The sequence below is a fragment of the Microbacterium lacus genome (genome assembly GCF_002812805.1).
Classification (GTDB): Bacteria; Actinomycetota; Actinomycetes; order Actinomycetales; family Microbacteriaceae; genus Microbacterium; species Microbacterium lacus_A.
Genome location: NZ_NMUM01000017.1, coordinates 1 through 23,592, shown reverse-complemented (window position 1 = coordinate 23,592; position 23,592 = coordinate 1). Strand labels below are relative to the sequence as shown.

General features: G+C 68.1%; 19 protein-coding genes, 1 tRNA gene and 2 pseudogenes. 10 read left to right on the top strand and 12 right to left on the bottom strand.

From position 1 onward, the window contains the following. Positions 1–15 precede the first annotated feature (15 nt). Genes CGU34_RS04935 through CGU34_RS04925 form a run of 3 tightly spaced genes read left to right on the top strand, consistent with a single transcriptional unit; the run spans position 16 to position 3,718 of the window. Positions 16–2,190: an RNA degradosome polyphosphate kinase gene (locus CGU34_RS04935; RefSeq protein ID WP_100813460.1), complete on the top strand. Its 2,175-nt coding sequence runs from the start codon at positions 16–18 to the stop codon at positions 2,188–2,190. Then, entirely contained in the window at positions 2,187–3,125 is a 939-nt protein-coding gene (locus CGU34_RS04930; RefSeq protein ID WP_100813459.1) for an NUDIX hydrolase, read from the top strand. Before CGU34_RS04935 ends, CGU34_RS04930 begins: the two co-directional genes overlap by 4 nt. Further along, the gene (locus CGU34_RS04925; RefSeq protein ID WP_100813458.1) at positions 3,122–3,718 is read left to right on the top strand and encodes a hypothetical protein; all 597 of its coding nucleotides are present in this window, start codon (positions 3,122–3,124) and stop codon (positions 3,716–3,718) included. The genes CGU34_RS04930 and CGU34_RS04925 overlap by 4 nt, the downstream gene beginning before the upstream one ends. On the opposite strand, the gene CGU34_RS04920 is transcribed toward CGU34_RS04925, so the two are convergent. The 3 genes from CGU34_RS04920 to CGU34_RS04910 are packed head-to-tail and all read right to left on the bottom strand — an operon-like array spanning position 3,710 to position 9,639. Further along, positions 3,710–5,026, bottom strand: a complete 1,317-nt coding sequence (locus CGU34_RS04920) for a M1 family metallopeptidase (protein ID WP_198517688.1) — start codon at positions 5,024–5,026, stop codon at positions 3,710–3,712. The two genes, CGU34_RS04925 and CGU34_RS04920, sit on opposite strands and share 9 nt — an antisense overlap. A 10-nt stretch (positions 5,027–5,036) precedes the next feature. Then, positions 5,037–8,996 (bottom strand): Pls/PosA family non-ribosomal peptide synthetase, encoded by a 3,960-nt coding sequence (locus CGU34_RS04915; protein ID WP_036297817.1) that lies wholly within the window; start codon positions 8,994–8,996, stop codon positions 5,037–5,039. Position 8,997: 1 nt separating this feature from the next. Continuing rightward, positions 8,998–9,639 (bottom strand): hypothetical protein, encoded by a 642-nt coding sequence (locus CGU34_RS04910; protein WP_232711543.1) that lies wholly within the window; start codon positions 9,637–9,639, stop codon positions 8,998–9,000. A 159-nt stretch (positions 9,640–9,798) separates the two neighbouring features. Between CGU34_RS04910 and pstS the strand changes: the two genes are divergently transcribed. From pstS to pstB, 4 genes are all read left to right on the top strand, one after another. Further along, the gene (pstS, locus tag CGU34_RS04905) at positions 9,799–10,899 is read left to right on the top strand and encodes a phosphate ABC transporter substrate-binding protein PstS (protein ID WP_036297815.1); all 1,101 of its coding nucleotides are present in this window, start codon (positions 9,799–9,801) and stop codon (positions 10,897–10,899) included. A 76-nt stretch (positions 10,900–10,975) separates the two neighbouring features. After that, the gene (pstC, locus tag CGU34_RS04900; protein WP_036297813.1) at positions 10,976–11,917 is read left to right on the top strand and encodes a phosphate ABC transporter permease subunit PstC; all 942 of its coding nucleotides are present in this window, start codon (positions 10,976–10,978) and stop codon (positions 11,915–11,917) included. Position 11,918: 1 nt separating this feature from the next. Then, positions 11,919–13,013: a phosphate ABC transporter permease PstA gene (gene pstA, locus CGU34_RS04895; protein WP_100813457.1), complete on the top strand. Its 1,095-nt coding sequence runs from the start codon at positions 11,919–11,921 to the stop codon at positions 13,011–13,013. 39 nt (positions 13,014–13,052) lie between these two features. Next, a complete protein-coding gene (pstB, locus tag CGU34_RS04890; RefSeq protein ID WP_100813456.1) occupies positions 13,053–13,832 on the top strand; it encodes a phosphate ABC transporter ATP-binding protein PstB in 780 nt (259 codons plus the stop codon). A gap of 59 nt (positions 13,833–13,891) precedes the next feature. Here the strand turns inward: pstB and CGU34_RS04885 are convergent, their stop codons facing one another. The 4 genes from CGU34_RS04885 to sigK form a co-directional block, all read right to left on the bottom strand. Then, a complete protein-coding gene (locus tag CGU34_RS04885; protein WP_100813455.1) occupies positions 13,892–14,776 on the bottom strand; it encodes an aminotransferase class IV in 885 nt (294 codons plus the stop codon). Between the two features lie 167 nt (positions 14,777–14,943). Next, positions 14,944–15,585: a DNA-directed RNA polymerase subunit beta gene (locus CGU34_RS04880; RefSeq protein ID WP_100813454.1), complete on the bottom strand. Its 642-nt coding sequence runs from the start codon at positions 15,583–15,585 to the stop codon at positions 14,944–14,946. Between the two features lie 84 nt (positions 15,586–15,669). Continuing rightward, a complete protein-coding gene (locus CGU34_RS04875; RefSeq protein ID WP_100813453.1) occupies positions 15,670–16,437 on the bottom strand; it encodes an anti-sigma factor in 768 nt (255 codons plus the stop codon). Then, the gene (sigK, locus tag CGU34_RS04870; protein ID WP_198517687.1) at positions 16,434–17,036 is read right to left on the bottom strand and encodes an ECF RNA polymerase sigma factor SigK; all 603 of its coding nucleotides are present in this window, start codon (positions 17,034–17,036) and stop codon (positions 16,434–16,436) included. Before sigK ends, CGU34_RS04875 begins: the two co-directional genes overlap by 4 nt. Before the next feature lie 189 nt (positions 17,037–17,225). On the opposite strand from sigK, the gene CGU34_RS04865 reads away from it, so the two are divergent. Then, complete coding sequence (locus tag CGU34_RS04865) at positions 17,226–17,885, top strand: fasciclin domain-containing protein (RefSeq protein WP_100813452.1); 660 nt, start codon at positions 17,226–17,228, stop codon at positions 17,883–17,885. A gap of 143 nt (positions 17,886–18,028) precedes the next feature. Then, a tRNA-Lys gene (locus tag CGU34_RS04860) sits at positions 18,029–18,101 on the top strand. A 613-nt stretch (positions 18,102–18,714) separates the two neighbouring features. On the opposite strand, the pseudogene CGU34_RS17335 reads toward CGU34_RS04860, so the two are convergent. From CGU34_RS17335 to CGU34_RS04835, 5 genes and pseudogenes are all read right to left on the bottom strand, one after another. Then, a pseudogene (locus CGU34_RS17335) lies at positions 18,715–19,761 on the bottom strand (recombinase family protein); the annotation flags it as partial. Positions 19,762–19,922: 161 nt separating this feature from the next. After that, on the bottom strand, positions 19,923–20,114 hold the full coding sequence (locus CGU34_RS04850) for a hypothetical protein (RefSeq protein WP_100813451.1): 192 nt from the start codon (positions 20,112–20,114) through the stop codon (positions 19,923–19,925). Then, entirely contained in the window at positions 20,111–20,719 is a 609-nt protein-coding gene (locus CGU34_RS04845; protein WP_100813450.1) for a hypothetical protein, read from the bottom strand. The genes CGU34_RS04850 and CGU34_RS04845 overlap by 4 nt, the downstream gene beginning before the upstream one ends. Positions 20,720–20,728: 9 nt before the next feature. Continuing rightward, complete coding sequence (locus CGU34_RS04840) at positions 20,729–21,193, bottom strand: single-stranded DNA-binding protein (RefSeq protein ID WP_100813449.1); 465 nt, start codon at positions 21,191–21,193, stop codon at positions 20,729–20,731. Between the two features lie 44 nt (positions 21,194–21,237). Then, positions 21,238–22,221 (bottom strand): annotated as a pseudogene (locus CGU34_RS04835) (type IV secretory system conjugative DNA transfer family protein); the annotation flags it as partial. A gap of 71 nt (positions 22,222–22,292) precedes the next feature. Between CGU34_RS04835 and CGU34_RS04830 the strand changes: the two are divergent. Next, positions 22,293–23,557, top strand: a protein-coding gene (locus CGU34_RS04830) for an IS3 family transposase (protein ID WP_100813234.1) whose coding sequence is annotated in 2 segments (ribosomal slippage) — positions 22,293–22,644 and positions 22,644–23,557 — 1,266 coding nt in all. Because the reading frame shifts where the segments join, the coding sequence is not laid out codon by codon here. Positions 23,558–23,592: the final 35 nt, after the last annotated feature.

The following is a 23,592-nucleotide window of genomic DNA, read 5'->3' as shown; positions in this document are numbered from 1 at the left end:
CTGCAATGATGGAGCATGCTTGAATCCTCGATCCTGGATGCTGGTCTGGGCGATGCCGACGACGACGATTTTGATGAGGCCGTCGAGGCGTTCGACTCGCAACTTCCCGAGAACAGATACCTCGACCGCGAACTGAGTTGGCTGGCCTTCAACCAGCGCGTTCTCGAACTCGCCGAAGACCCGCTCGTGCCCGTGCTCGAGCGCGCGAACTTCCTGGCGATCTTCGCCAGCAACCTCGATGAGTTCTTCATGGTGCGCGTCGCGGGACTCAAGCGCCGCATCCTCACGGGACTCGCGGTCCCGACGAACGTCGGCCGGTCGCCCACCGAAGTCCTGGCAGACATCTCGGCCGAGGCCTACCGTCTGCAGCTGCGCCACGCCGAGGCATGGCGTTCCGTCGTGCAGCCCGACCTCGCCGCGGCGGGCATCGAGGTTGTGTCGTGGGACTCCCTCGGTGACGACGACCGCGTCACGCTGTACGAGTACTTCCAGACGCAGGTCTTCCCGGTACTCATGCCCCTCGCCGTCGACCCCGCGCATCCGTTCCCCTATATCTCGGGCCTCTCGCTCAACCTGGCCGTGCGCATCCGCAACGCCCGCACCGGCCGTCAGGAGTTCGCACGCCTGAAGGTCCCGCCGATGCTGCCGCGGTTCGTCGAGGTCCCGGGAGCAGCGGGCCCGGGACGCGGACGCTACCTGCCCCTCGAAGACCTGATCTCGAACAACCTCATCGACCTCTTCCCGGGTATGGAGGTCCTCGACCACCACGCCTTCCGCCTCACCCGCAACGAAGACATGACGATCGAAGAGGACGAGAGCGAGAACCTCATCCAGGCGCTCGAGGCAGAGCTGCTGCGACGCCGGTTCGGCCCACCGATCCGTCTCGAGATCACCGACGATATGGATGAGGTGACGCTCGGTCTGCTGATCCGCGAACTCGACATCACCGAGCAGCAGGTGTTCCGTCTGCACGGCCCCTTGGACCTGCGCGGCCTGTTCGACCTGTCGCGCATTGCGCGGCCCGACCTGCACTACTCGCCCCACGTCCCCACGACGGCGCTGCCGTTCCAGCCCGGCGACAACAACGAGCGGGCCGATATCTTCTCGGCGATCCGCCAGGGCGACGTGCTGGTGCACCACCCGTACGAATCGTTCGCGACGAGCGTGCAGGCGTTCCTCGAGCAGGCGGCGAAAGACCCGCACGTGCTCGCGATCAAGCAGACTCTCTATCGCACCTCGGGTGACAGCCCCATCGTCGAGGCCCTGATCGACGCCGCCGAGGCCGGCAAACAGGTGCTCGCGCTGGTCGAGATCAAGGCGCGCTTCGACGAGGCCGCGAACATCGTCTGGGCCCGCAAGCTCGAAAAGGCGGGCGTACACGTCGTCTACGGCCTGGTCGGGCTGAAGACGCACTGCAAGCTCGCGCTCGTCATCCGCGAAGAGGGCGGCGTGCTGCGTAGCTACAGCCACGTCGGCACCGGCAACTACAACCCGAAGACGAGCCGCATCTACGAAGACTTCGGGCTCTTCACCGCCGACGATCAGGTCGGTCGCGACCTGACGCGCCTGTTCAACGAGCTCTCCGGCTACGCGATCGAGAAGAAGTTCAAGCGCCTGCTCGTCGCTCCCCTCCACCTGCGCAAGGGGCTGCTGCGGCTGATCGACAAGGAGCGCCGCAACGCGCTCGCGGGCAAGCCCGCCAAGATCCGCTTCAAGGTCAACTCGATGGTCGACGAGCAGATCATCGACGCGCTCTACCGGGCAAGCCAGGCGGGTGTCCAGATCGAGATCTGGGTGCGCGGCATCTGCTCCCTCAAGCCCGGCATCGAGGGGGTCAGCGACAACATCACGGTGCGGAGCATCCTGGGTCGCTACCTCGAGCACTCGCGTATCTTCGCGTTCGAGGCGGGCGGCGACCACCAGGTGTACATCGGCAGCGCCGACATGATGCACCGCAACCTCGACCGCCGCGTCGAGGCGCTCGTGCGCGTCGTCGCCCCCGCACACCTCAAGGAACTCGACGACCTGTTCGACCTGGCGATGAGCGACGGCACGAGTTCGTGGTGGCTCGGCCCCGAGGGAGCGTGGACCCGTCACAGCCTCGACGCCGAAGGGCGCCCGCTCGTCGACATCCAGGACAAGACGATGCACGACGTCCAGCGCCGCCGACGCGCGCGGGCGGTCCGATGACGGACACCGCCGTTTACGCGGCGGGCGCGGTGATCTGGCGGCTGGTCGAGGGCAAGCTGCACATCCTCGTGATCCACCGCACGGCATACGCCGATGTGACCCTCCCCAAGGGCAAGGTCGATCCCGGCGAAATGCTCGCCGAAACGGCGGTGCGCGAGGTGTTCGAAGAGACCGGCATTCGAGTTGCACTCGGCATCCCGGTGGGGGTTTCGCGCTATCGGATGCCGAACAAACGGCAGAAGATCGTGCACTACTGGTCTGCCGAGGCGACGGATGACGCGATCCGCGCCTCGCGGTTCGTGCCGAACAAAGAGGTGGCCGCCCTCGAATGGGTGACCCCGAAGCGCGCGCGCACCTACCTCAGCTACCCGGTGGATCTGGAGATCCTCGACGCGTTCATGAAGTTCGTCGACGACGGTGTGCTCCAGACGTTCCCCCTGATCGTGCTGCGACACGGCAAGGCGGTCAGCCGGGACTCGTGGAGCGGACCGGATGCGTTGCGCCCCCTGACCGCGCGCGGCACCCGCCAGGCCCACGCGATCGTTGGACCACTCCTGGCATTCGGAGCGCGTCGGGTGATCTCGTCGGACGCGGTGCGCTGTGTGACGACCGTCACCTCCCTCGCCGCCGCTCTGGGAAAGCCCGTGCGGCGTACGGAACTGATCGGACAGGACGCGTGGGAGCAGGGCCGTGCGGACATCCGCGCCGTCGTGGGAAAGCGCGTGCGCTCCGGAAAGCCGGCCGTCCTCTGCAGCCACGGTCCGGTGCTGCCCGAGATCATGAGCGAGATCGCCCTGGCGACGGGCACGCTTCGCGGGTCGTACCTCGGCAGCGCCTCGACGCTGGATTTTGCGGCATTCTCGGTCGTCCATCTCTCGGCGACGAATCCCGGATCGGGCATCGTCGCGATCGAAACGCACACCCCCAAGGAGTGAGCGCGCGGCCCGGAAGCACGCTGCTCGCGGGGGTGCGGGTGGCCTGGCAGACGGTCCCGCCCGGGGGGACCCGCCGAGATGTTGCAGACGCCCTGGTCGCGCGCATCGCGACCGCGTCGACGGGCAGTCCGGTCATCGTGGGCCGCCGATGCGAGCGCTGCGGTGCCTCGGATCACGGACGTCCGGTCGTCAGCGGGGCACCGATCCAGGCGAGCGTGTCGTACACGGCCGACGTGGCGGTGGTCGCCGTCGCGGACGCCTGCCGAGTCCTCGCGCTCGGAATCGACGCCGAACGCGGGACCGGGACGAGCGAGGACGGGCTGCGAGGGCTGATCACCCCGGGGCAGCGCACCTCGCTCCGCCGCTGGACGCGCGTCGAGGCGGTGCTGAAGGCCGACGGCCGCGGCCTGTCGGTCGAACCGGGGCGCGTCCGCATCGAGCGGTCACTCCACGGAGTCCACGGAAGCATCGCCGGCGACAGCGCAGCACGCGGTGTCACCACGGCACGCGGTGCCCCCGGCATCCGTCCCCGTCTGCTACGGGTGCGCGGACCGCGGGGCATCGTGATCTCGCTCGCGGTCGCCTCAGTCTGAGACCGGACGGAGGGACGGCAGCCGTGTCTGCGACAGCCAACTCATGAAGAGGTCCGCGAGCGGTGCATCCGCGACCGCCTCCGCGCACACCACGAAATCCTCCGTCGTGGCGAGTCCGTGGCGATGGTCGGCACACCATCGGCGCAGGATCTCGAAGAACGTCACGTCCCCCACCCGCAGGCGAAGGGCGTGGAGCGTCAGCGCACCACGCTTGTAGACGCGGTCGTCGAACATGAGGTCGGGGCCGGGGTCGGACAGCAGCAGGTCCTGCGGCGATGCCTGCAGCATCGCGTGGTGGAATGCGGCGCACGCCGCGACGGACGGGCCACCGGATGCCTCGGACCAGATCCACTCGGCGTAGCAGGCGAACCCTTCGTTCAACCAGATGTCTCGCCAGTGCGCCAGCCCGACACTGTTGCCGAACCACTGATGGGCGAGTTCGTGCGCGATCAGGCGCTCTTCCGAGCCCTCGAGGTGGTTCGAGCCGAACGTCGCCATTCCCTGCGCCTCGAGCGGGATCTCAAGCGCATCGGCGGTCACGACGACGTCGTAGCGTGCGAAGGGATAGGGACCGAACGCGCGCTGGAAGACCCGCATCATCTCGGGCAGATCCGCGAATGCCGTACGCACGGGAACGGAAAGCGCCCGCGGATGATGCACGGCTCCCGGCACGCCATCGAGGTCGACGATCGTCTCGACATAGTGGCCGATCTGCACCGCGACCAGGTAGGTCGGGGTCGGCGCGGGCTGCTCGAACACCCAGGTCGCGGCGCCACCCGCACGCCCGAACGAGACCCGCTCGCCCGTCGCGACCACGCTGTAAGCGGCATCCGTGGTGACAGCGATTCGATAGGTCGCCTTGTCGTCGGGCCTGTCGTTGCAGGGAAACCACGTCGGCGCGCCCGTCGGCTGCGCCGCGACGAGGGCGCCATCCTCCAGCTCTTCCCATCCGATCGTGCCCCACCGCGACCGGCGCGGCGTCGGCGCCCCGGCGTAGGCGAACTCGACCGAGAACCGCTCGTCGAGCGCGATCGGAGTGCTGGGGGTGACGCGGATCATCCGCGGGCCCTGGCGGTATGCCGTCCGGCGGTCGCCGTCGACGCGCACCTTCGAGGCCTGCAGCCCCACGAGGTCGACCGTGAACGAGCGGATGGGACGCCGGGCCACCGCATTCAGGACAACCCGCCCCACGAGTCGGTTGGTGGACGGCTTGTACGTGATCGCGATGTCGTACGACTCCACGTCGTACGACAGGTCCCCGCTCTGCGGCGCATAGGCGTCGGGCGCCGGCAATTGGGCGCCGGTCATCGGGCGCTCATCAGTGCGAGCTCGTCTGGTACGAGCGAACCTTGACCGCTCGCCAGGGACCGATCGGGTTGCCACTCCAGCGGCTGCCGATCGGAACCGTCTCGCCGCGCATCACGAGCGAAGCCGGCCCGACAGTCGCGTGCGCGCCGATCGAGGCGGCGGGCAGGATCACGCTGTGCGGGCCGAGCGTTCCGCCGGGTTCGATCGTGACGACATCCATGCTCATGATCCGATCATGGAATAGGTGCGTCTGCACAACGCAACCCCGGTTGACCGTGGATGCATCGCCCAGTGTGACGAGGTCGGGCTCGGGCAACCAGTAGCTTTCGCACCAGACGCCGCGGCCGATCTTCACGCCGAGCGAACGCAACCACACGGCGAGCGCGGGAGTACCCGTCGCGGCGCGGGCGAACCACGGCGCTGCGACCATCTCGACGAAGGTGTCGGACACCTCGGTGCGCCACACGAAACTCGACCACAGGGGTTTCTCGCCCGCGTGGATGACGCCCACGAGCGCCCACTTCGCGAGCGTCGAAACACCCGCGGCTGCCGCCCCCGCAACGAGCAGAACGACACCCGACAGCAGCACGGCGACGATCGCCCCACACGTCTGCACCAGCAGGGCGAGGACGAACAGCACACCGAGGCCGATCGCGCAGGTCACGATGACGGGCACGATGCGGCACAACTCCCACAGCGCGCGGGCGACCCGCAGCCCCGTGCGCGGCTGATAGGTGCGACTCTCGTCGGCGTCACTGGATACGCGGCGCAGGCGCACGGCGGGCGAGCCGAGCCACGAAGTCCCGGGTTTGGCCTTGAGAGGCGCCGCCGACAGCACGGCGACCAACCCACCCTTCGGCACACGGTGTCCCGGGGCCGCCATGCCCGAGTTGCCGAGGAATGCGCGTTTGCCGATCTTGACCGGCCCGATACGGATCCACCCACCGCGCAGCTCGTATGACGCGACCATCGTGTCGTCGGCGAGAAAAGCTCCGTCTTCGATCGTCGTCATCGCGGGGATGAGCAGAACCGTGGATGCTTCAACATCGCGACCGACGTGTGCCCCCAGCATCCGCAGCCAGACCGGTGTGAACAGGCTCGAGTACAGCGGGAACAGGATCGTGCGCGAGGAGTCGAGCAGACGCTCGATCGTCCAGGCTCGCCATCCCATCGCACTCCGCACGGGGAACGTGCCCTCGAGGAGGCCCCGCTGAAGGAGCCGCACGAGGATGACGACGGATGCCGCGAACACCAGGCCGGTGACCAGCACCGCGGGAACGAGCCAAGCGAATGCGGCGAGTGCCGCCATCCCGAGCGAGTCGGCCCCGCGCATGCCCGCCGCCAGAACGAGCGCACCGAGCGCGAATGCCAGCAGGGGCAGCAGCGCCAGCAGGGCCGACGAGGCCGCATACGCCCACAGCCAGCGCGTGGGCGCGGGCGGGCGCTCGCGCGGCCAGTCCTCGGCGGCACCGCCGACCCGCTCGGCGGGCGAACCGGCCCAGCGCTGATCGGCCCGCACGCGGCCGAACACCGCCGACCCTGGCGCGATCTCGGCCCGACGACCGATGCGCGTGCCGGGAGCGAGTGTGCTGCGCGCGCCGATCGTCGCCTCGGCCCCGATGCGTACCTCGCCGATCCGCACGACATCGCCGTCGATCCAGTAGCCCGTCAGATCCACCTCGGGTTCGATGCTCGCGCCGTCGCCGATCTGCAGCATTCCCGTGACCGGTGGCAGCGTGTGCATGTCGACGTCGCGGCCGATCTTCGCGCCGAGCGCTCGAGCGTAGTAGCTGATCCACGGGGCCCCGGCGAGACCCACGGCATCCACCTGGTCGGCGATCTGCTCCGCCAGCCAGAGCCGGATGTGCACATGTCCGCCGCGGGGGTGGTCACCCGGCCGCACCCCGGCGAGCAGGACGCGAGCGGCGGCCGCCGAGATGGCCATCCGTCCGAACGGTGTGGCGAAGACCAGCAGCGCCGGAACGAGCACCCACCAGTCCACGGTCGGGAGCGCCTCGAAACCCGGAACGAGGCGCAAGAGAGCGCCCGCGGTCACGAGGTAGATCAGCCAGCGAACGCCACTGAGGATGAAGAGGGGAACACCCATGATCGTCTGCAGGATCTGCGTCGAGCGGGGTGTCGGAGCGGGCTCGCGGTACGTTCCCACCGCTTCTTCGCCGAGCGGTCCGAGAGCCTTCGCCATGGCGCCGAGGCGCGGCAGGTCATAGATGTCGGCGACGGCGAACTCGGGCGAGCGTACCCGGATCTTCGAGACGAGCTGAGCCGCGGCGAGCGAGCCACCGCCCAGGTCGAAGAAGTCGGCGTCTGCATCGGGAACCGACACCCCGAGCACCGCCCGCCACTGTTCGGCCAGCCATGCTTCGACACCGGTCAGCGTTGATTCCTCCGTCGGCATACCGACCAGCGGCCACGGCAGCGCGGCCTTGTCGACCTTGCCCGAGGTACGAACGGGCAGGTCGTCCACGACCGCGAGAAGCGGCACCATCGGGGCGGGCAGGGTCGCAGCGAGCTCGGCGCGCGCGGCCTGACGGTCGAACCCCTCATCGACGACGAGGTAGCCGACCAGGATGTCGACTCCCGCATCCGTCCGCCGCACCGCCACCGCGGCGCCCCCAACATGGGGCAAGGCTTGCAACGCGGCCTCGACCTCACCCAGTTCGATGCGGCGGCCGCCGATCTTGACCTGGTCGTCGGCGCGCCCCTGGAAGACGAGCCCGGCGGGGTCGTATCGCACGAGGTCACCCGAGCGGTAGGCGCGGTCCCAGCCGAGCGAGGGCATCGGGGCGTATTTCTCCGCGTCCTTCGCGGGATCGAGATAGCGCGCCAGGCCCACTCCCCCGATGATCAGTTCGCCGACCTCGCCCTCGTCGACGGCCGCTCCCTCGGCGTTCACGACCGCGAGCGCCCAGCCGTCGAGGGGCAGCCCGATCCGCACCGGCGGCGCGCCATCCATGAGGGCGGCGCAGGCGACGACCGTCGCCTCGGTCGGACCGTACGTGTTCCAGACCTCGCGCCCCTCTTCTGTGAGGCGGGCCGCGAGTTCGGGCGGGCAGGCCTCGCCACCGAAGATCAGCAGACGGACGTTCTCGATCGACTCGGCGGGCCAGAGCGCGGCCAGCGTGGGAACGGTCGAGACCACCGTGATCTGCTGCCGCACGAGCCACGGGGCGAGGTCTTCGCCCGACCGCACGAGCGCGCGCGGCGCGGGCACCAGGCACGCTCCATGCCGCCAGGCAAGCCACATCTCTTCGCACGAGGCATCGAACGCGACCGACAGGCCTGCGAGAACACGATCGCCCGGACCGAGCGGGTCGTCCTGAAGGAACAGTGCGGCCTCGGCATCGACGAACGCGGCGGCCGAGCGGTGGCTGACCGCGACGCCCTTCGGCGTGCCCGTCGAACCCGAGGTGAAGATCACCCACGCGTCGTCGTCCTCGGTCGGCGGCGGCACCGCCACGACGGCGTGCGTGCTGGGGTGCGGGACATCACCCGCGAAGAGGGCGGATGGCTCGGGCGCCGCGTCCGCGATCGTCGGCCGAAACTCGCCCGTCCCTTCGACCACCCCGCGCACGGCCGCCTCACCGAAGACGAGTACCGCACGCTCTTCGGGGTCGTCCGCGTCGACCGGCACGTACGACGCCCCGGCAGCGATCACGCCGAGGATCGAGATGTACAGCTCTTTGGTGCCCGACGGCATCCGCACGCCGACGCGGTCACCGCGGCGCACTCCGGCCTCATGCAGCCGCGCCGCGGTGCGGCCCACGCGTGCCATCAGCTCCCGGTAGCTCAGCGCACCCGAACCATCGTCGATCGCCGACGCCTCGGGGTACCGCGCGGTGGTCGCGCGCAGGATGTCGAGAAGCGTGCGCTCTGCGGGTGCGTGGGCACGCCGGTCGAGCTCCGGCTGGCGCGATTCGGGCGCGGACACCGGGGCGGCGGGGTCGGTCACGTCAGCTCGAGAGTAGGTCGATCAGCTGCGCCTTGGTGAGGCGCGAGTAGCCCGTGTGTCCGGCTTCGCGAACGCGGACACGCAGGAGCGCGACGGACAGGCGGGCCAGGTCGGGGTCGTCGACGGCGGACGCATCGGATGCCTCGACGGGCGCCGCGGCCGGGTCGCTGTCCTGAGGCTCGTCGGCCGGAACATCCTGCGGCTCGAGCGCTGCCACGGCCTTGTCCGCATCGGCGGCCGCGCGACGGGCCGCCTTGTCAGCCTTCGCCGCCGCTTTCTTCAAGGCCTTGGCGGACGCAGCTTGTTGCTTCGCCTCGGCCTCGGCGCGCGCGGCGTCAGCCGCGGCACGCTCGGCTTCGGCCTTCAGGGCCGCCTTGCGCTCGACCTTGGCCAGCGCGACCGCCGTGGCCTTGCGAACCTGGGCCGCGGCGTCCTTCGCCTTGGCCGCGACCTTGGCGGGCTTCTTGCGGAGGGTCTTCTTCGAGACATCCGATCGCGCTTCCGCCTCGGCCGCGAGCTCACGCACCTTCTTGGCGGCCTTCGACGGGAAGTCCTTCGCGGCCTTGCGCGCCTGCTTAGCGGCCTTCGCCGCGTCGTCGATCGCGGCTCGCGCGGCCTGCTCTTTTTTGCTGGTCTGGGGCATGGCGCACAGCATATTCCGCCCTGGTGAACGGTCCCGCCGCGCCCGATCCCGTTCACCTCCCGTTCACCACTCTGGCCCACTCTCTTAAGGCGTCGCTCCTACCGTCGCTGTGTGCCCTGCACCGGGACACGCCCTGTCAACGGATCGAACGGAAACACAGTGAAGATCACCCGAATCTCGCGGATCGCGGCCCTCGGCGCCGTCGCCGCCCTTGCCCTTGCCGGCTGCGCCTCGAACGAGGCCGGCGGCAGCACCAGCGAAGCCCCCGCCGAAAGCACCCTCAGCGGCGAGCTCGTCGGCTCCGGCGCGTCCTCGCAAGAAGTCGGCGTCCAGGCCTGGGCCGCCGGGTTCCAGACCGTCAACGAGGGCGTCACCGTCACTTACGACCCGTCCGGCTCCGGCGCCGGTCGCGAGTCCTTCCAGGCCGGTGCCGTCGGGTTCGCCGGCTCTGACCGCGCCTTCTCGGCCGAAGAGATCGCCGAGGGCCCCTTCGACGGTTGCGTCGAAGGCACCGGCATCATCGAGATCCCGTCCTACATCTCGCCCATCGCCGTCATCTTCAACCTCGAGGGCATCGACAGCCTGAACATGGACGCCGCGACCATCGCGGGCCTGTTCGCCGGCACGATCACCAACTGGAACGACCCGGCGATCGCCGCGCTCAACGAGGGCGTCGACCTTCCCGATCTGGCCGTGACGCCGGTGCACCGCGCCGACGACTCGGGCACGACCGAGAACTTCACCGACTACCTGTTCCAGGCCGCACCCGACGTGTGGACCGAAGAGCCCGATGGCGTGTGGCCCTTCTCCACCGGTGAGGCTGCCCAGGGCACCTCTGGTGTCGTCTCGGCCGTCGAGGCCGGCCAGGGCGCCGTCACGTACGCCGACGCGTCGCGCGCCGAGGGCTTCGGCACCGTCGCGGTGCAGATCGGTGACGAGTTCGTCGAGTTCTCGCCCGAGGCCGCCGCGGCGATCGTGGACGCGTCGCCCGTCGCCGAGGGACGCACCGCGGGTGACCTCGCGATCGAGCTCGACCGCACGCCCGACGAGGCCGCGTACCCGATCGTTCTGGTCAGCTACATGATCGCGTGCGAGGAGTACGTCGACGCGGCAACCGCACCGCTCGTCAAGGGCTTCCTCGAGTACGTCATCAGCCCCGAGGGCCAGGACGAGTCGGCTGCCGCAGCCGGCAGCGCCCCGATCTCGGACATGCAGCGCGAGAACATGCAGGCCGCGCTGGACCTGATCGTCGTCGAGTAATACCCGTGCCCGGCCCGCGAGCAATCGCGGGCCGGGCACACCCCTTACGCCTCGTACAACCCGAGAACAGGATGAGATGACCACCACCGCGCCCCCCGCCATCAAGGCGAAGCAGCGCCCGGGCGACCGCTGGTTCTCGGGGACCGCCCTCTTCGCGGGATCGATGATCCTCGTCACCCTCGCCGCCGTCACGATCTTCCTGGTGATTCAGTCGCTCCCGGGTCTGACCGCGACCAGCGAAGACGCATCCGTCCTGACCACGAACTTCTGGGACTACGTCTGGCCGCTCGCATTCGGCACGGTCTGGGCCTCGTTCCTCGCCCTCCTGATGGCCGTCCCCCTCTCGGTCGGCGTCGCCCTGTTCATCTCGCACTACGCACCGCGCCGACTGGCCCAGGGCCTCGGCTATGTCGTCGACCTGCTCGCGGCCGTCCCCTCGGTCGTCTTCGGCCTCTGGGGCATCCTCGTTCTAGCCCCCGCCGTCCAGCCCATCTACAGCTGGTTCGTCGAGAACGCCAGCTGGTTCCCCCTGTTCGCGGGCCCGGTGTCGAGCACCGGCCGCACGATCTTCACGGCCGCCATGGTGCTCGCCGTCATGGTCGTCCCGATCATCACCGCCATCTGCCGCGAGATCTTCCTGCAGACCCCCGTCCTCCACGAAGAGGCCGCCCTTGCCCTCGGTGCGACGCGGTGGGAGATGGTCCGCATGGCCGTCTTCCCCTTCGGCCGCAGCGGCATCGTCTCGGCTTCGATGCTCGGCCTCGGCCGCGCCCTCGGTGAGACCATGGCGGTCGCACTCGTCCTCTCGGCCACGGGCGTCGTGACGTTCCGACTCTTCACCCCCGAGAACCCCAGCACGATCCCCGCGAACATCGCCCTCACCTTCCCCGAGGCCTATGGCACGAACATCAACGTTCTGATCGCGACGGGCCTCATCCTCTTCATCCTCACCTTTGCGGTGAACGCCCTCGCGCGATACTTCGTCAACCGCCGCAAGGAATTCTCGGGAGCCAACTGACATGACCCTCACGACTGCTCCCTCGTCTTCCACATCCCCCGCGTCTCCCAGCGGCCTCACGAACGGTCGCCTCCCGAAGGGTTCCCCCTGGGGCATCCTCGGTCTCAGCGCGGTGGTCAGCGCGATCCTCTTCGCCGTCCTCGGCATCGCCAGCGGTGCGGGGTTCAACGTCGCCGGATTCGCCGTCATCACCGTCCTGCTGTACCTCGCTCTGATCACCATCGTGTCGACAATGGTCGAGGGGCGCCGCAAGGCGGTCGATCGCCTCGTCACGGGGATCGTGACGGCCGCCTTCGCGCTCGCGATGGTGCCCCTCATCTCGCTCGGGTTCACCGTCCTCACGAACGGTATCGCCGGCATCTCCGCGGACTTCTTCTCGTCATCGATGCGCAACGTCGTCGGTGAGGGTGGTGGCGCACTGCACGCCATCATCGGCACCCTCCTCATCACCCTCGCCGCGGCCGTCATCTCGATCCCGATCGGCCTCTTCACGGCGATCTACTTGGTCGAGTACGGCCGTGGGAAGCTCGCGCAGGGCATCACGTTCCTCGTCGACGTCATGACGGGCATCCCGTCCATCGTCGCGGGCCTGTTCGCGTTCGCGGTGTTCGCGCTGTTCTTCGGACCGGGCATCCGCCTCGGCATCATGGGTGCCGTCGCCCTGTCGGTCCTGATGATTCCCGTCGTCGTCCGCTCGAGCGAAGAGATGCTGCGTCTGGTGCCGAACGAGCTGCGCGAGGCCGCCTACGCACTCGGCGTGCCGAAGTGGCTCACGATCGTCAAGGTCGTCCTGCCGACGTCGATCGCGGGCATCACGACGGGCATCATGCTCTCGATCGCCCGCGTCATCGGCGAGACCGCCCCCCTGCTGATCACGGCGGGCGTGACGACATCGATGAACTACAACCTGTTCGAGGGGCGCATGATGACGCTCCCCGTCTTCGCTTACTCGCAGTACATGAACCAGGGCATCCCGGCCGAGGCCTACATCGACCGCGCCTGGGCCGCGGCGCTCGTGCTGATCGTCATCGTCATGGCGTTGAACCTGCTCGCGCGCCTCATCGCCCGCGTCTTCGCGCCGAAGACCAGCCGCTAGCCCTCCCCCGCTCCTACCCGAGAACATCCAGAGGAAAACGTGTCCAAGAGCATCGAAGTCAACGATCTGAACGTCTTCTACGGCGATTTCCTCGCCGTAGAAGGTGTCGGGCTCGAGATCGAACCCCGCAGCGTGACGGCCTTCATCGGCCCGTCGGGCTGCGGTAAGTCGACCTTCCTGCGGACCCTCAACCGTATGCACGAGGTCATCCCGGGGGCCTACGTCAAGGGCCAGGTGCTGCTCGACGGGTCCGACCTGTACGCCCCGGGTGTCGACCCGGTGCTGGTGCGTCGCCAGGTCGGCATGGTGTTCCAGCGCCCGAACCCGTTCCCGACGATGTCGATCCGTGAAAACGTGCTGGCCGGCGTCAAGCTGAACAACAAGCGCATCAACAAGAGCGACGCCGACGCCCTGGTCGAGAAGTCCCTCCGCGGGGCGAACCTGTGGAACGAGGTCAAGGACCGCCTCGACCGCCCCGGCTCGGGTCTGTCGGGCGGACAGCAGCAGCGCCTCTGCATCGCCCGCGCGATCGCCGTCTCGCCCGACGTGCTGCTGATGGACGAGCCGTGCTCGGCCCTCGACCCGATCTCGACGTACGCGATCGAAGAGCTGATCGCCGAGCTCAAGTCCGAGTACACGATCGTGATCGTCACGCACAACATGCAGCAGGCCTCGCGCGTCTCCGACCGCACCGCGTTCTTCAACATCGCGGGCACCGGCAAGCCCGGCAAGCTCATCGAGTACGACGACACCCGCACGATCTTCACCACGCCGACCGTCCAGGCGACCGAGGACTACGTCTCGGGTCGCTTCGGGTAAACCCGTACGCCAACGAGGAAGGCCCGCGACAATCGTCGCGGGCCTTCCTCGTTGGCTGATCAGTCGCGGGGCGAGAGCAGATAGGCGTTGAGGGCGTCGGTCAGCTCGTAGTCGAGCGACACCTCCACCTCGTCGATCCGCCGAACGGGAGCTGCGAGCCGCACGCTCGACACGAGCCACGCGGCATCCGCGGTGGCCAGCTCACTCACGCGCACATCGCGATAAGCGGTCGTGTAACCCTGCCCCTCGAGCCACGCGAATGCGCTCAACTGGGTCGTGCCGTGCAGGATTCCGCCGGTCGGCTCCGGGGTGACGAAGACGTCACCGATACGCAGGATGACGGATGCCGTGGGTGCTTCGAGCACGAACCCGTCCGACGAGACGAAGATCGCGTCGTCCGCACCGCGCTTGTGCGCCTCGCGCAGCGATGCCATGTTCACCGCATACGACAGCGTCTTCGCACCGAGAAGCAGCCACGGAGCACGGGCGGGTGCGTTGAGATCGAACCCGCGGTCGAGCGTCACGACCGCAATACCCTCGCTCCGGGGCCGCGAGAAGTCGGCCGCGTCTGCAGCGGTGACCCAGGCAGTCGGGGTCGGTCCATGCTCGACTCCACGGCTGAGGATGGTCTTCACCACCCACTCTCCAGGGCCGCACAGCGCCGCGGCGGCATCGATGGCCTGACGCCACTGCTCCACGTTCGGCACCGGCAGATCGCAGATCTCGGCCGAACGCACGAACCGCTCCAGATGCGCAGCGACCTCTTGCGGGTGAGTGTCGACCACACCGATCGACTCGAAGATGCCGTCCCCCCGCTGCGTACTCAGCTCCCCGACGCTGAGCGCCGGCGCGGACGCGTCGACTTGCGTGAACGTCGCGGAGAAGTCGGTGCGGGAGTCCCCGGATGCCGTGGGCTCGATGATGAGCGCGAAGCGTGTTGCCATTCTCCGAGCCTACGGCGCCCGGTCGGAATAGCCGCCGCGGCGGCTGCGTTACACTGGAACAGCCGGGCCGCAGTAACCCCGGGCTCCATAATCTGCCGCTCCGAGCGGCTCCGCGCCGAGAGGCGTTCTGCGGCCCGGCACTTCTCTGCCCGAAGGTCGGGCGTCGCTCAGTTCAGCGAGTCGCGGCGCCACAGCGAGGCCGCCGCGGTCAGATCCGCGGCGAATGCCGACAGTCTGAGTGCCCGAGTGGTGAGGTCTGTTGCACGCTCGGGCTCGGTCAGTTCGTAGTCGTCGGCGAGGCGGGTCGCCCCATCCGCTTCAACGCGGCAGAAGGCCGCAGCCCGTTCGAGTGCAACGCCGAAGTCACCCTCGAAGACGCCTCGCAGGATCGTGTCGGACAGCTCGACGAGTTCTTCGGGCCCGGCGGGGGCCGGGGCACCCGCGACGACGACATCGGCCGTCGAGAGCTCGACCCGCCCACGCTCGAAGAGGAGAGCAGCGGTACGGGGGTCGTCATGGATCATCAACTGCAGCAGGTACAGGCGCCAGAGCGTTCCCGGCAGCGTCCGCGCGGGTGAGCGCGACCACAGCTCGGCGATGTCATGGATACCGTGCAGGTCGGTGAACTGCACCAGGCGGTCGACCACCGAGGCATCCGGCTCTTCGCGGACGCGCGAAAGCAGCGCGGCGGCCGTCGAATGGGCCACGCGCGAAACGTCGGCGGGATCCTCGGTGCCGAACAGTCGGTCGAACATCTCGGAGGGGCGTCGTACCGGCTTGTGGAATCCGGGGCCGGTGGCGTCACTCATCCGTCCAGGCTACCCGCGACGTCTGGAGCGAGAGCCGCCGAAGCGTTCGCCCGCCGCGCAACCGAATCTGCCGTGCGTGGTGCGTCAGGCGGTGGGGATGGCGAAGATGGGATCGCTCGTCGGCGCCCCGCTCGGCGAACCGCCGGCGGGCTCCACCGTCACCGCGATGACGTCGCCCGGACTCATGGGCCCGGCCAGAAGTGCCGTCGCGTCACCATCTTCGCCGGCCTCGAAGACCCCGGCTGAGATCGCACCGGCGTCGCGGACGAACCAGAGTTCGTAGCTCTGATCGGCGCCGATCGTGGGCAGGCCATCCGAAACGAAGACGACCTCGCCGACCGTCTCCGACCAGTGCACGGTTGCCTCGCCACCGTCAGACAGCGTCGTCGACGCGGTCTGAGCGTCGGGGGCGGCCTCGATGCGCTCGAGGGCCACCACCGCCACCGGGCGATTCAGCTGCTGCGTGAGGACGACCGCTCCGCCGCCGACTCCGACCAGGAGGACGAGGGATGCGGCGAGCGCGAACCAGGCTCGCGGGCCCCAACTGCGCCGACGCGGCTCGGCGGGGGCCGCGGCCGGGGACTCGAGGCTCGAGGCGGGAGCTGCGACCTGTGCGGGATGATCCTGCTGCACAGAGGCGATCCGCGCCAGCAGATCAGTGCGCAGGGCGGGGGGCGGCGCGACCTCGGCGACGGAGTCCGAGAGTGCGGCGACCGTGGCGGCATCCGAATGCGCGTGGTGCTCCCACTCGGGATGCTCCGCGAGGGCGTCGACGAACGCGGCCTCGTCCTCGGGGCTCAGCGCGTTGAGCGCGTGCCCCGCGGCCAGTTCTGCGAATTCGTGCTCGTTCATGTCGTCACCCCCAATTCTCCTCGCAGACGGGTCAGCCCGTCTCGCATTCTCGTCTTGATCGTTCCGAGCGGCGCCCCGACGAGGGCCGCAATCTCGCTCTGACTGTAACCCCCGTAATACGCGAGGGTTATAGCTTCCCGTTGGGCATCGGGAAGGGTCTCGAGCGCCTGAGCGACCCGCTGCCCTTCGATCCGAAGCTCCACTTGTTCCGCAACCCCGTCATGAGCGACCTCTATGTCTCGGAAGCCCACACGCACGTCCCGGTCCGCGCTCGCCTGCGCCGATCGAACACGATCGACGGCACGGCGGTGCGCGATGGTAAGCACCCATGATCTTCCCTGCCCCTTGTTCGGAGCGAACTTGGCGGCGGATTGCCAGAGCTCGAGGAAAACCTCCTGCAGGACTTCTTCGCTCTGCGAACGATCGACGAGCACACGAAGAATGAGGCCGAATACGCGGGGAGAGAGAAGGTCGTAGAGACGCGCGAACGCACCCTCATCCCCTTGTGCGACGCGTGTCAGCAACTCCGCAACATGGTCGACGGATTCACCGCCCTCTTCGGGCATGTCCACACCGTCGATCACCACGGAATCCAGCATGCCTCACCGAGAGCCCGACCCCCCAACGCGGCACGGGGGTCTGGACAAGCCGAAAAGTTTCTGGTCGATCTCCAATCCGATCCCGGAGCAGCCCCGAATGGCCCTGTGAACGCCGCACCAAGCGGTGCACCGACCCCGCACCGGGGTATGTGTCCACGGGGCCCACAGCCCCACATAGAGGAGGAACTCATGTCACGTACCAAGATGCGCCTGACCGCCGGCCTGTCACTCGCCCTGGCGGCGACGTTTGCGCTCAGCGCTTGTTCGATGGGCGCCGAGACCGCCACCGACGACACGATGGAAGAGCCTTCGAGCACTCCCTCGATGTCCGAAGAGATGGAAATGGACCCGGCGGCGAACCTCGTCGGTGCAGGCTGCGCTGCCTACGCCGAGCAGGTCCCGGATGGTGCCGGCTCCGTCGAGGGCATGTCTGCCGACCCCGTTGCGGTCGCAGCATCCAACAACCCGATCCTGACCACGCTCACCGCAGCGGTCAGCGGTCAGCTGAACCCCGAGGTCGACCTCGTCGACACTCTCAACGGCGGCGAGTTCACCGTCTTCGCGCCCGTCGATGACGCGTTCGCGAAGATCGACCCCGCCACGATCGAGACCCTCAAGACCGACACGGCCCTGCTGACGTCGATCTTGACGTACCACGTGGTCCCCGGTCAGATCGCCCCCGATGACATCGAAGGCACGCACACCACCGTTCAGGGTGCGGACGTCGAGGTAATGGGCAGCGGAGACAACATCATGGTCAACGGCGAGTCCGCCGTGATCTGTGGTGGCGTCCAGACCGCCAACGCCACGGTCTACCTCATCGACACGGTGCTGATGCCCCCGATGTAATCGGACCATCGTGTGTCGCGTGATCCGGGGGGCTCACGCGACACACGCACGACCGCGGCCGTCGGAACCTACCTGCGAGGGGGTTCCGGCGGCCGCTTCCGTGCGTGCTCCGACACCCGCGGGGTTCAGTAGGCTGGTGGGACGGGCCTCTAGCTCAGTCGGTAGAGCATCGGACTTTTAATCCGCGGGTCGTGGGTTCGAGCCCCACGGGGCCCACCCAAGTGTCGATGTTCAAACTTGCGACATCCGCAGGTTTGACATCCTCCCCCGCGCGCACGCTGGCCTCATAGGCCAGCGCTGCCGCGTGGACTGCCGGATCGAGCAGCGTGTCGAACGGTTCACCCGGTTCCGCTTCCACCCGGTCGGCGTTCTCGACCTCGTAGACGTGGATGCGCTCGAAGAATGCTTGGTTGCAGATGCGTCGGAGTGAGTCATCGATGCTCATGTAGATCGCGTGCATGTCACCAGCGAGGGCGAGGCAGTCTTCGAGGTGCGCTTTGGCCTGGTCGTACTCGATCTGGCCTGCGTCGATCTGCGCGTCGAGGAACGCGAGCCGGCGTGCGATGCGGTCCTGTTCTTCCATGAGGAGGTCCAGCGGGACGGCGCCGGCGTGGTGGGCGTGGAGCAGGCTTCGGCGTTCGCCGCGGAGCCGGTCGCGCTCGACGGCGTGGGTGTGCCGTTCTGCTTTGTTCGCGGCGTGGAGGTCATCGAACTGGCGCACGAGCATGTGCCGCAGGGCGGTGACGATGTGCTCGGGTATCTGCACGCGCCGGTAGTAGTCCTCGACCTGTCGTTCGATGTGCTCGATCGGCATGGCCTGGCGGACACAGTTCGTGCGCTTGGAGTGTCGGCCTGCGCAGATGAAGTATGGGTAGACGATGCCTTTGCCGTTCTTTGCGTGGGTGACCATCAGACGGGAGCCGCAGTCGCCGCAGTACACGGAGCCTTTCAGGTAGTGCTCGTGGGTTTGGGTCTTCTCCCCGGACACCTGGTGCGCGGTGAGGACGTTCTGCACCCGGTACCAGAGCTCCGCGCTCACCAGCGGTTCGTGGAGTCCGTCGTAGCGGGCGCCACGGAAGATCACGTCGCCCTTGTAGTACGGGTTGGAGAGCATCTGCTGGATCGTGGACAGTCCCGGCGCCTTCGCAGGCCGTTTCGGGGTCGGCACGGTCGTGAGGCCCCGGTCGACAAGTTCGCTGTGCAGCATCGAGGTCGAGTAGTTCCCCGTCGCGTACGCCTCGAACGCCCATCGCACCAAAGCAGCGCGGTCGGTATCGGGGATCACGGTGGGGATGTCGCGGCCGAGCTCGTCGCGCTTGTGGACGTTGAGGTAGCCGATGGGGGCGCGACCGACGGTGCCGCCGGTGGCGGCTTTCTGGGTCATGCCCTTGGCAACCTCGTTGGCGAGGTTGCGCGAGTAGAACTCCGCGATCGTGGACATGATGCCGTGCAGCAGCATCCCTGACGGGGTCTCGTCAATGTTCTCGGTCGCGGACACGAGGATCACGCCGGCGTCTTTGAGCGCGAGGTGGATCGCTACGTCGTCGGCACGGTTGCGGGCGAGCCGGTCGACTTTGTGGACGATGCAGTACGCGACCTGGCGGGTCTTGACGTACTCGATCATCTGCATCAGCTCTGGCCGGTCGGCCTTGCGTGCGGACTCGCCTGCGTCGATGAACTCCTCCACGACGATCGCGTTCAGATCACGGGCCTTGCGGAGGTTCGCATCGCGTTGCGCGGGGATCGAGAATCCCTCGTCACGGCCACCGCGCTCAGCCTGCTCCTTGGTGGAGACGCGGAGATAGGACACGGCAAGAGTGGTGGTCTCACCGAGCCGGTCGATGCTGGTGGGTGGCGCTGGGGGTGCCAGAGTCATGAGTCGTGTTTCCTCTCACCGGAAGGGTGGGAGCCAACGCGACGGCGAAGCGTCACGCGGTGCGACTCGTAAACGGGAAACACGTCCGCCGGTACGAAACCGGGGTAAGCCACAAGGGCAAAGAGACTGCGCACCCGGCCTGGAGGCCGTGGCGTCGGGTTCTATTCTACGTTGCCGGGCTCAGAACGCCCAGGATCGGCGTCATCCGGCGTGGGCGCGTCGTTCGCCTTCGACTTGCTGACCGCCATGCCGAGGAACACCTGCGCGAGCTTGTGCAGGTCAGGTTGACTGCGCGGCATCGCTTCGACGGTGAAGCGTCGATCCTCACCCCGCCTGCGCTCACGCCTGCTCACGGCACTTCTCCCGTGCTCAGGACAAGACCTGCGATGAACTGATCCTCGGCACGCCGCCGCGCTTCCACATCAGCGTGCATGTACTCCACGAAGTCTTCCTCGCGGTTCGGGATCACGATGTCATCGATGGGGTCGGTGTCGCGTTCTCCGGGCCAGGCGATGCGGCGGGTGGGGCGGTCGGTGGTCAAGCGCGTGCCGCAGGCGGCGGTCCAGTGCCGGAGGCGTTCTTGGGCTTCGGTGAAGTCGCGATGCCACACGAGCATCGCGGAGCCTTTTGCTTCGGGGTGGATCGCGCACAGCCAGTGGATGTGCAACGCGGACAGTTCCCACACCAGTGCCGGGTGGCGGTGCCAGAACGGCGGGCAGACGGCGACGGGGAGGCCGTAGGTGTGGCGCAGCCAGTGCACCCATTCGTTGAGCGCGAGCCATTCTTCTTCTGCGGCGTCGGCGGTGAGGAGATTCCAGTTCACCGGCCCCGGCGGACCCGCCATCCCCTCATCCTCAGCGGTGGAGGGTTCGGTGTCGGGGTCGTAGCTCTCATCGAACTCGTCCTCCGCCACTTCGCCCGGATCAACTTCGCCCGTGTCGGGCAGTTCATCGACCATGATCCGCTCTCACCTCCCGACCGCGGTTGCACCAGCGGGCGCGCGACGCCGAGCATCCGTGGACAGTGCAGCGTCCTCGAACCCGGCATCCAGTGAGTCGGCTTCCGGTGTGCGTCGGGGACGGTCGACGGTGTAGCGGGTGCGGGCGAGGTCGTGCCCGAGCTTCTTCGCGACGAACTCCTCGACCTTGACGGTCTGCCCAGTGTCGTCGGTGCGGTCGTAGTGGTGGGTGTAGCCCTCGGCGACGAACTTGTCGCCTTTCGCGAAGCGCTGGTGGGCGCGTTCGGCGGTCTTCCGGAACGCGACGAGGTCGTGGAAGGTGGTCTCGGTCTGCGTGAACGAGCCATCGTCTTCGCGGCGGTAGTGTTCCTGCCCGATCTTCACGAACAGTCGCGCGTCACCTTTCTCGGTGAACGATAGGTGCGGTTCGGAAGCGATGAACCCGGACAGGGACTCTTGCGTGTGGATAGCCATTGGACACTCCTCGTGACAGCGGCACCCCCGGTCGGGGTGCTCTGTCACTCAGGTGCGCCCACCGCCCCCTCATCACCCGCGGATGCCGGAGAGCCGGTTTGCAGCAGCTCCTCCACCACGCGCCGCTGCCCCTGCAGCTCGCTCGCGTCCTTGCGGCGCGTCCAGGCACGCAGTTTCGCGACGATCGGTGGTGCGGCGCGTAGCAGGATCAGGCCGGTGCCGAATGGGAGGGTGCGGATCACGTCGGGCGGCATGATCGATACCCGGCGTATGGAGCGTTGCGCGGTGCGGGAGCCGTGGTCACCGATGGTGGTGGAGTCGGTGATCTCGTCGCGTTCACCGATGAGGGTGGTGAGGTCTTGAAGGTCACGCGAGTTGGATGCGCCGCCCAAGATGATCTTCACAATGCTGGCGTCCCAGATCGCGCCTGCCGCGTTATCCGACCACTTCTCCCGCGCCTGCGCGAGCGATTGCAGTACCGGCATCGTCGTGATCCCCGTACCGCCACCTTCTGCCATCAACGTCGGAAGCGACGGCAACGGGGCGAGGTTGCCGATCTCATCCAGCGCGAGCAGCAGCGGCGGGTCGAGGCGGGCTGCGGGTGAGCGTGCGGCGAGGCGGCGTGCGGCTTCGACGAGGTCTTCCACGAATGCTGACACCAGCGCGGAACTGTTGTTCGCCCCCGCACCTGTCGCGAGCAGATACACGGTGCCGCGCTTGCGCAGAAACTCCTCCGGATCGAAGCGTTCCTCGGGGCCGGGGCTGACGGCGTCGAGGACGCGGGGGTCTGCGAGGGCGGCAAGGGAGAGGGACACGCCTTGCCAGATGGAGTCGCGGGTTCTGGGGTCTGAGTCGATCATCGCCTGCAACGAATCCGCCCACCCGGTCGCGGCTTTCGGGTGTCCGGTGAGGATCGCGACTGCATCGGATGCTGCGGCGGGGTCGAGGGTCCACCGGAACAGCTCGGCAGGCGCACGCTGGTCGAGGGCTGCGGCGTGAAGCAGTGCTTGGAGGGCGGTTCGGGTCTTCCGGGCCCTGACCCCAGTTCTTGGACACGCTGAATCCAGCATTTTGCTGGGGAAGCGAGATGATCAGAATCATGGTTAGGAAGAACTACTCCGACGGGTTCCGGCGGCAGGCCGTGGACTTGTACGAGTCCACTCCCGGGGCGACGGTGCGTGGCATCGCCGCTGATCTCGGGATCGAGCGCGGCACGTTGCGGCTGTGGCTGGAGCGGCACGGGACGGGCCGGAAGACGGCTGCGGACGGCACCGCCGCGCGCAGCCCGTTCAAGGCGTCGGCGACCTCGCCGACGGCGGATGCGGGGGCGGATGAGACGCCCGCGCAGCGCATCGCACGCCTGGAGGGGCGGGTCGCGCAGCTGGAGGTCGAGCAGGTCAAGCTCGTCACCGAGCGTGAGATCCTGCGGCAGGCGGCCAAGTATTTCGCGGGGGAGACGAACTGGTGAACCGCTTCCAGTTCGTTGAGGACCTCTCAGCCACCTACCCGGTGAAGCGGTTGTGTCAGCTCGTCGAGATCACGAGGTCCTCGTTCTACGCATGGCGGGCCGGCGCCGCCGCCCGGCGGGCGCGCGCCGCGGAGGACGACGTTCTGGCGGGGCGGATCCGCGCCGTCCACGAAGGCGACAACACGATGGGCGCGCCACGGATCACCGCCGAGCTCAATGACGGCGCCGCGCCGTCCGAGCGGGTCAACCGCAAGCGGGTCGCCCGCGTGATGCGAGACAACGAGATCCACGGGTACCAGCGCAAGCGGCGGGTGCGCACCACCGTCCCCGAGCCGTCGGGACAGGTCGTCCCCGACCTGCTGAAACGGGACTTCACCGCCGAGGCGCCGAACCAGCGGTATGTCGGCGACATCACCTATCTGCCGCTGGCTGACGGGCAGAACCTGTATCTGGCGACCGTGATCGACTGCTGCTCGAGACGGCTGGCCGGGTGGGCGGTCGCGGACCACATGCGCAACGAGCTCGTCGAAGATGCGCTGCGTTCGGCGAGGCTGACCCGCGGCAGGCTGACCGGGTCCGTGTTCCACTCGGACCACGGATCGGTCTACACCTCCAAGGCCTACGCGGGACTGTGCAAGCGGCTCGGCGTGACACAGTCCATGGGCGCGGTGGGCACGAGCGCTGACAATGCCCTCGCGGAGGCGTTCAACGCGACGCTCAAGCGCGAGGTCCTGCAAGACCGGGCCGTGTTCGCCGACGAGGCCTCCTGCCGTCGCGAGGTGTTCCGGTGGCTCGTGCGCTACAACAACACCCGCCGCCACTCCTACCTCGGCTACATCGCGCCCGTCGCATTCGAAGCCGAACTCACCGCCGCTACGCTACCGATAGCGGCATAATCCCACCCCGTGTCCAAGAACCGGGGGCAAGGCCC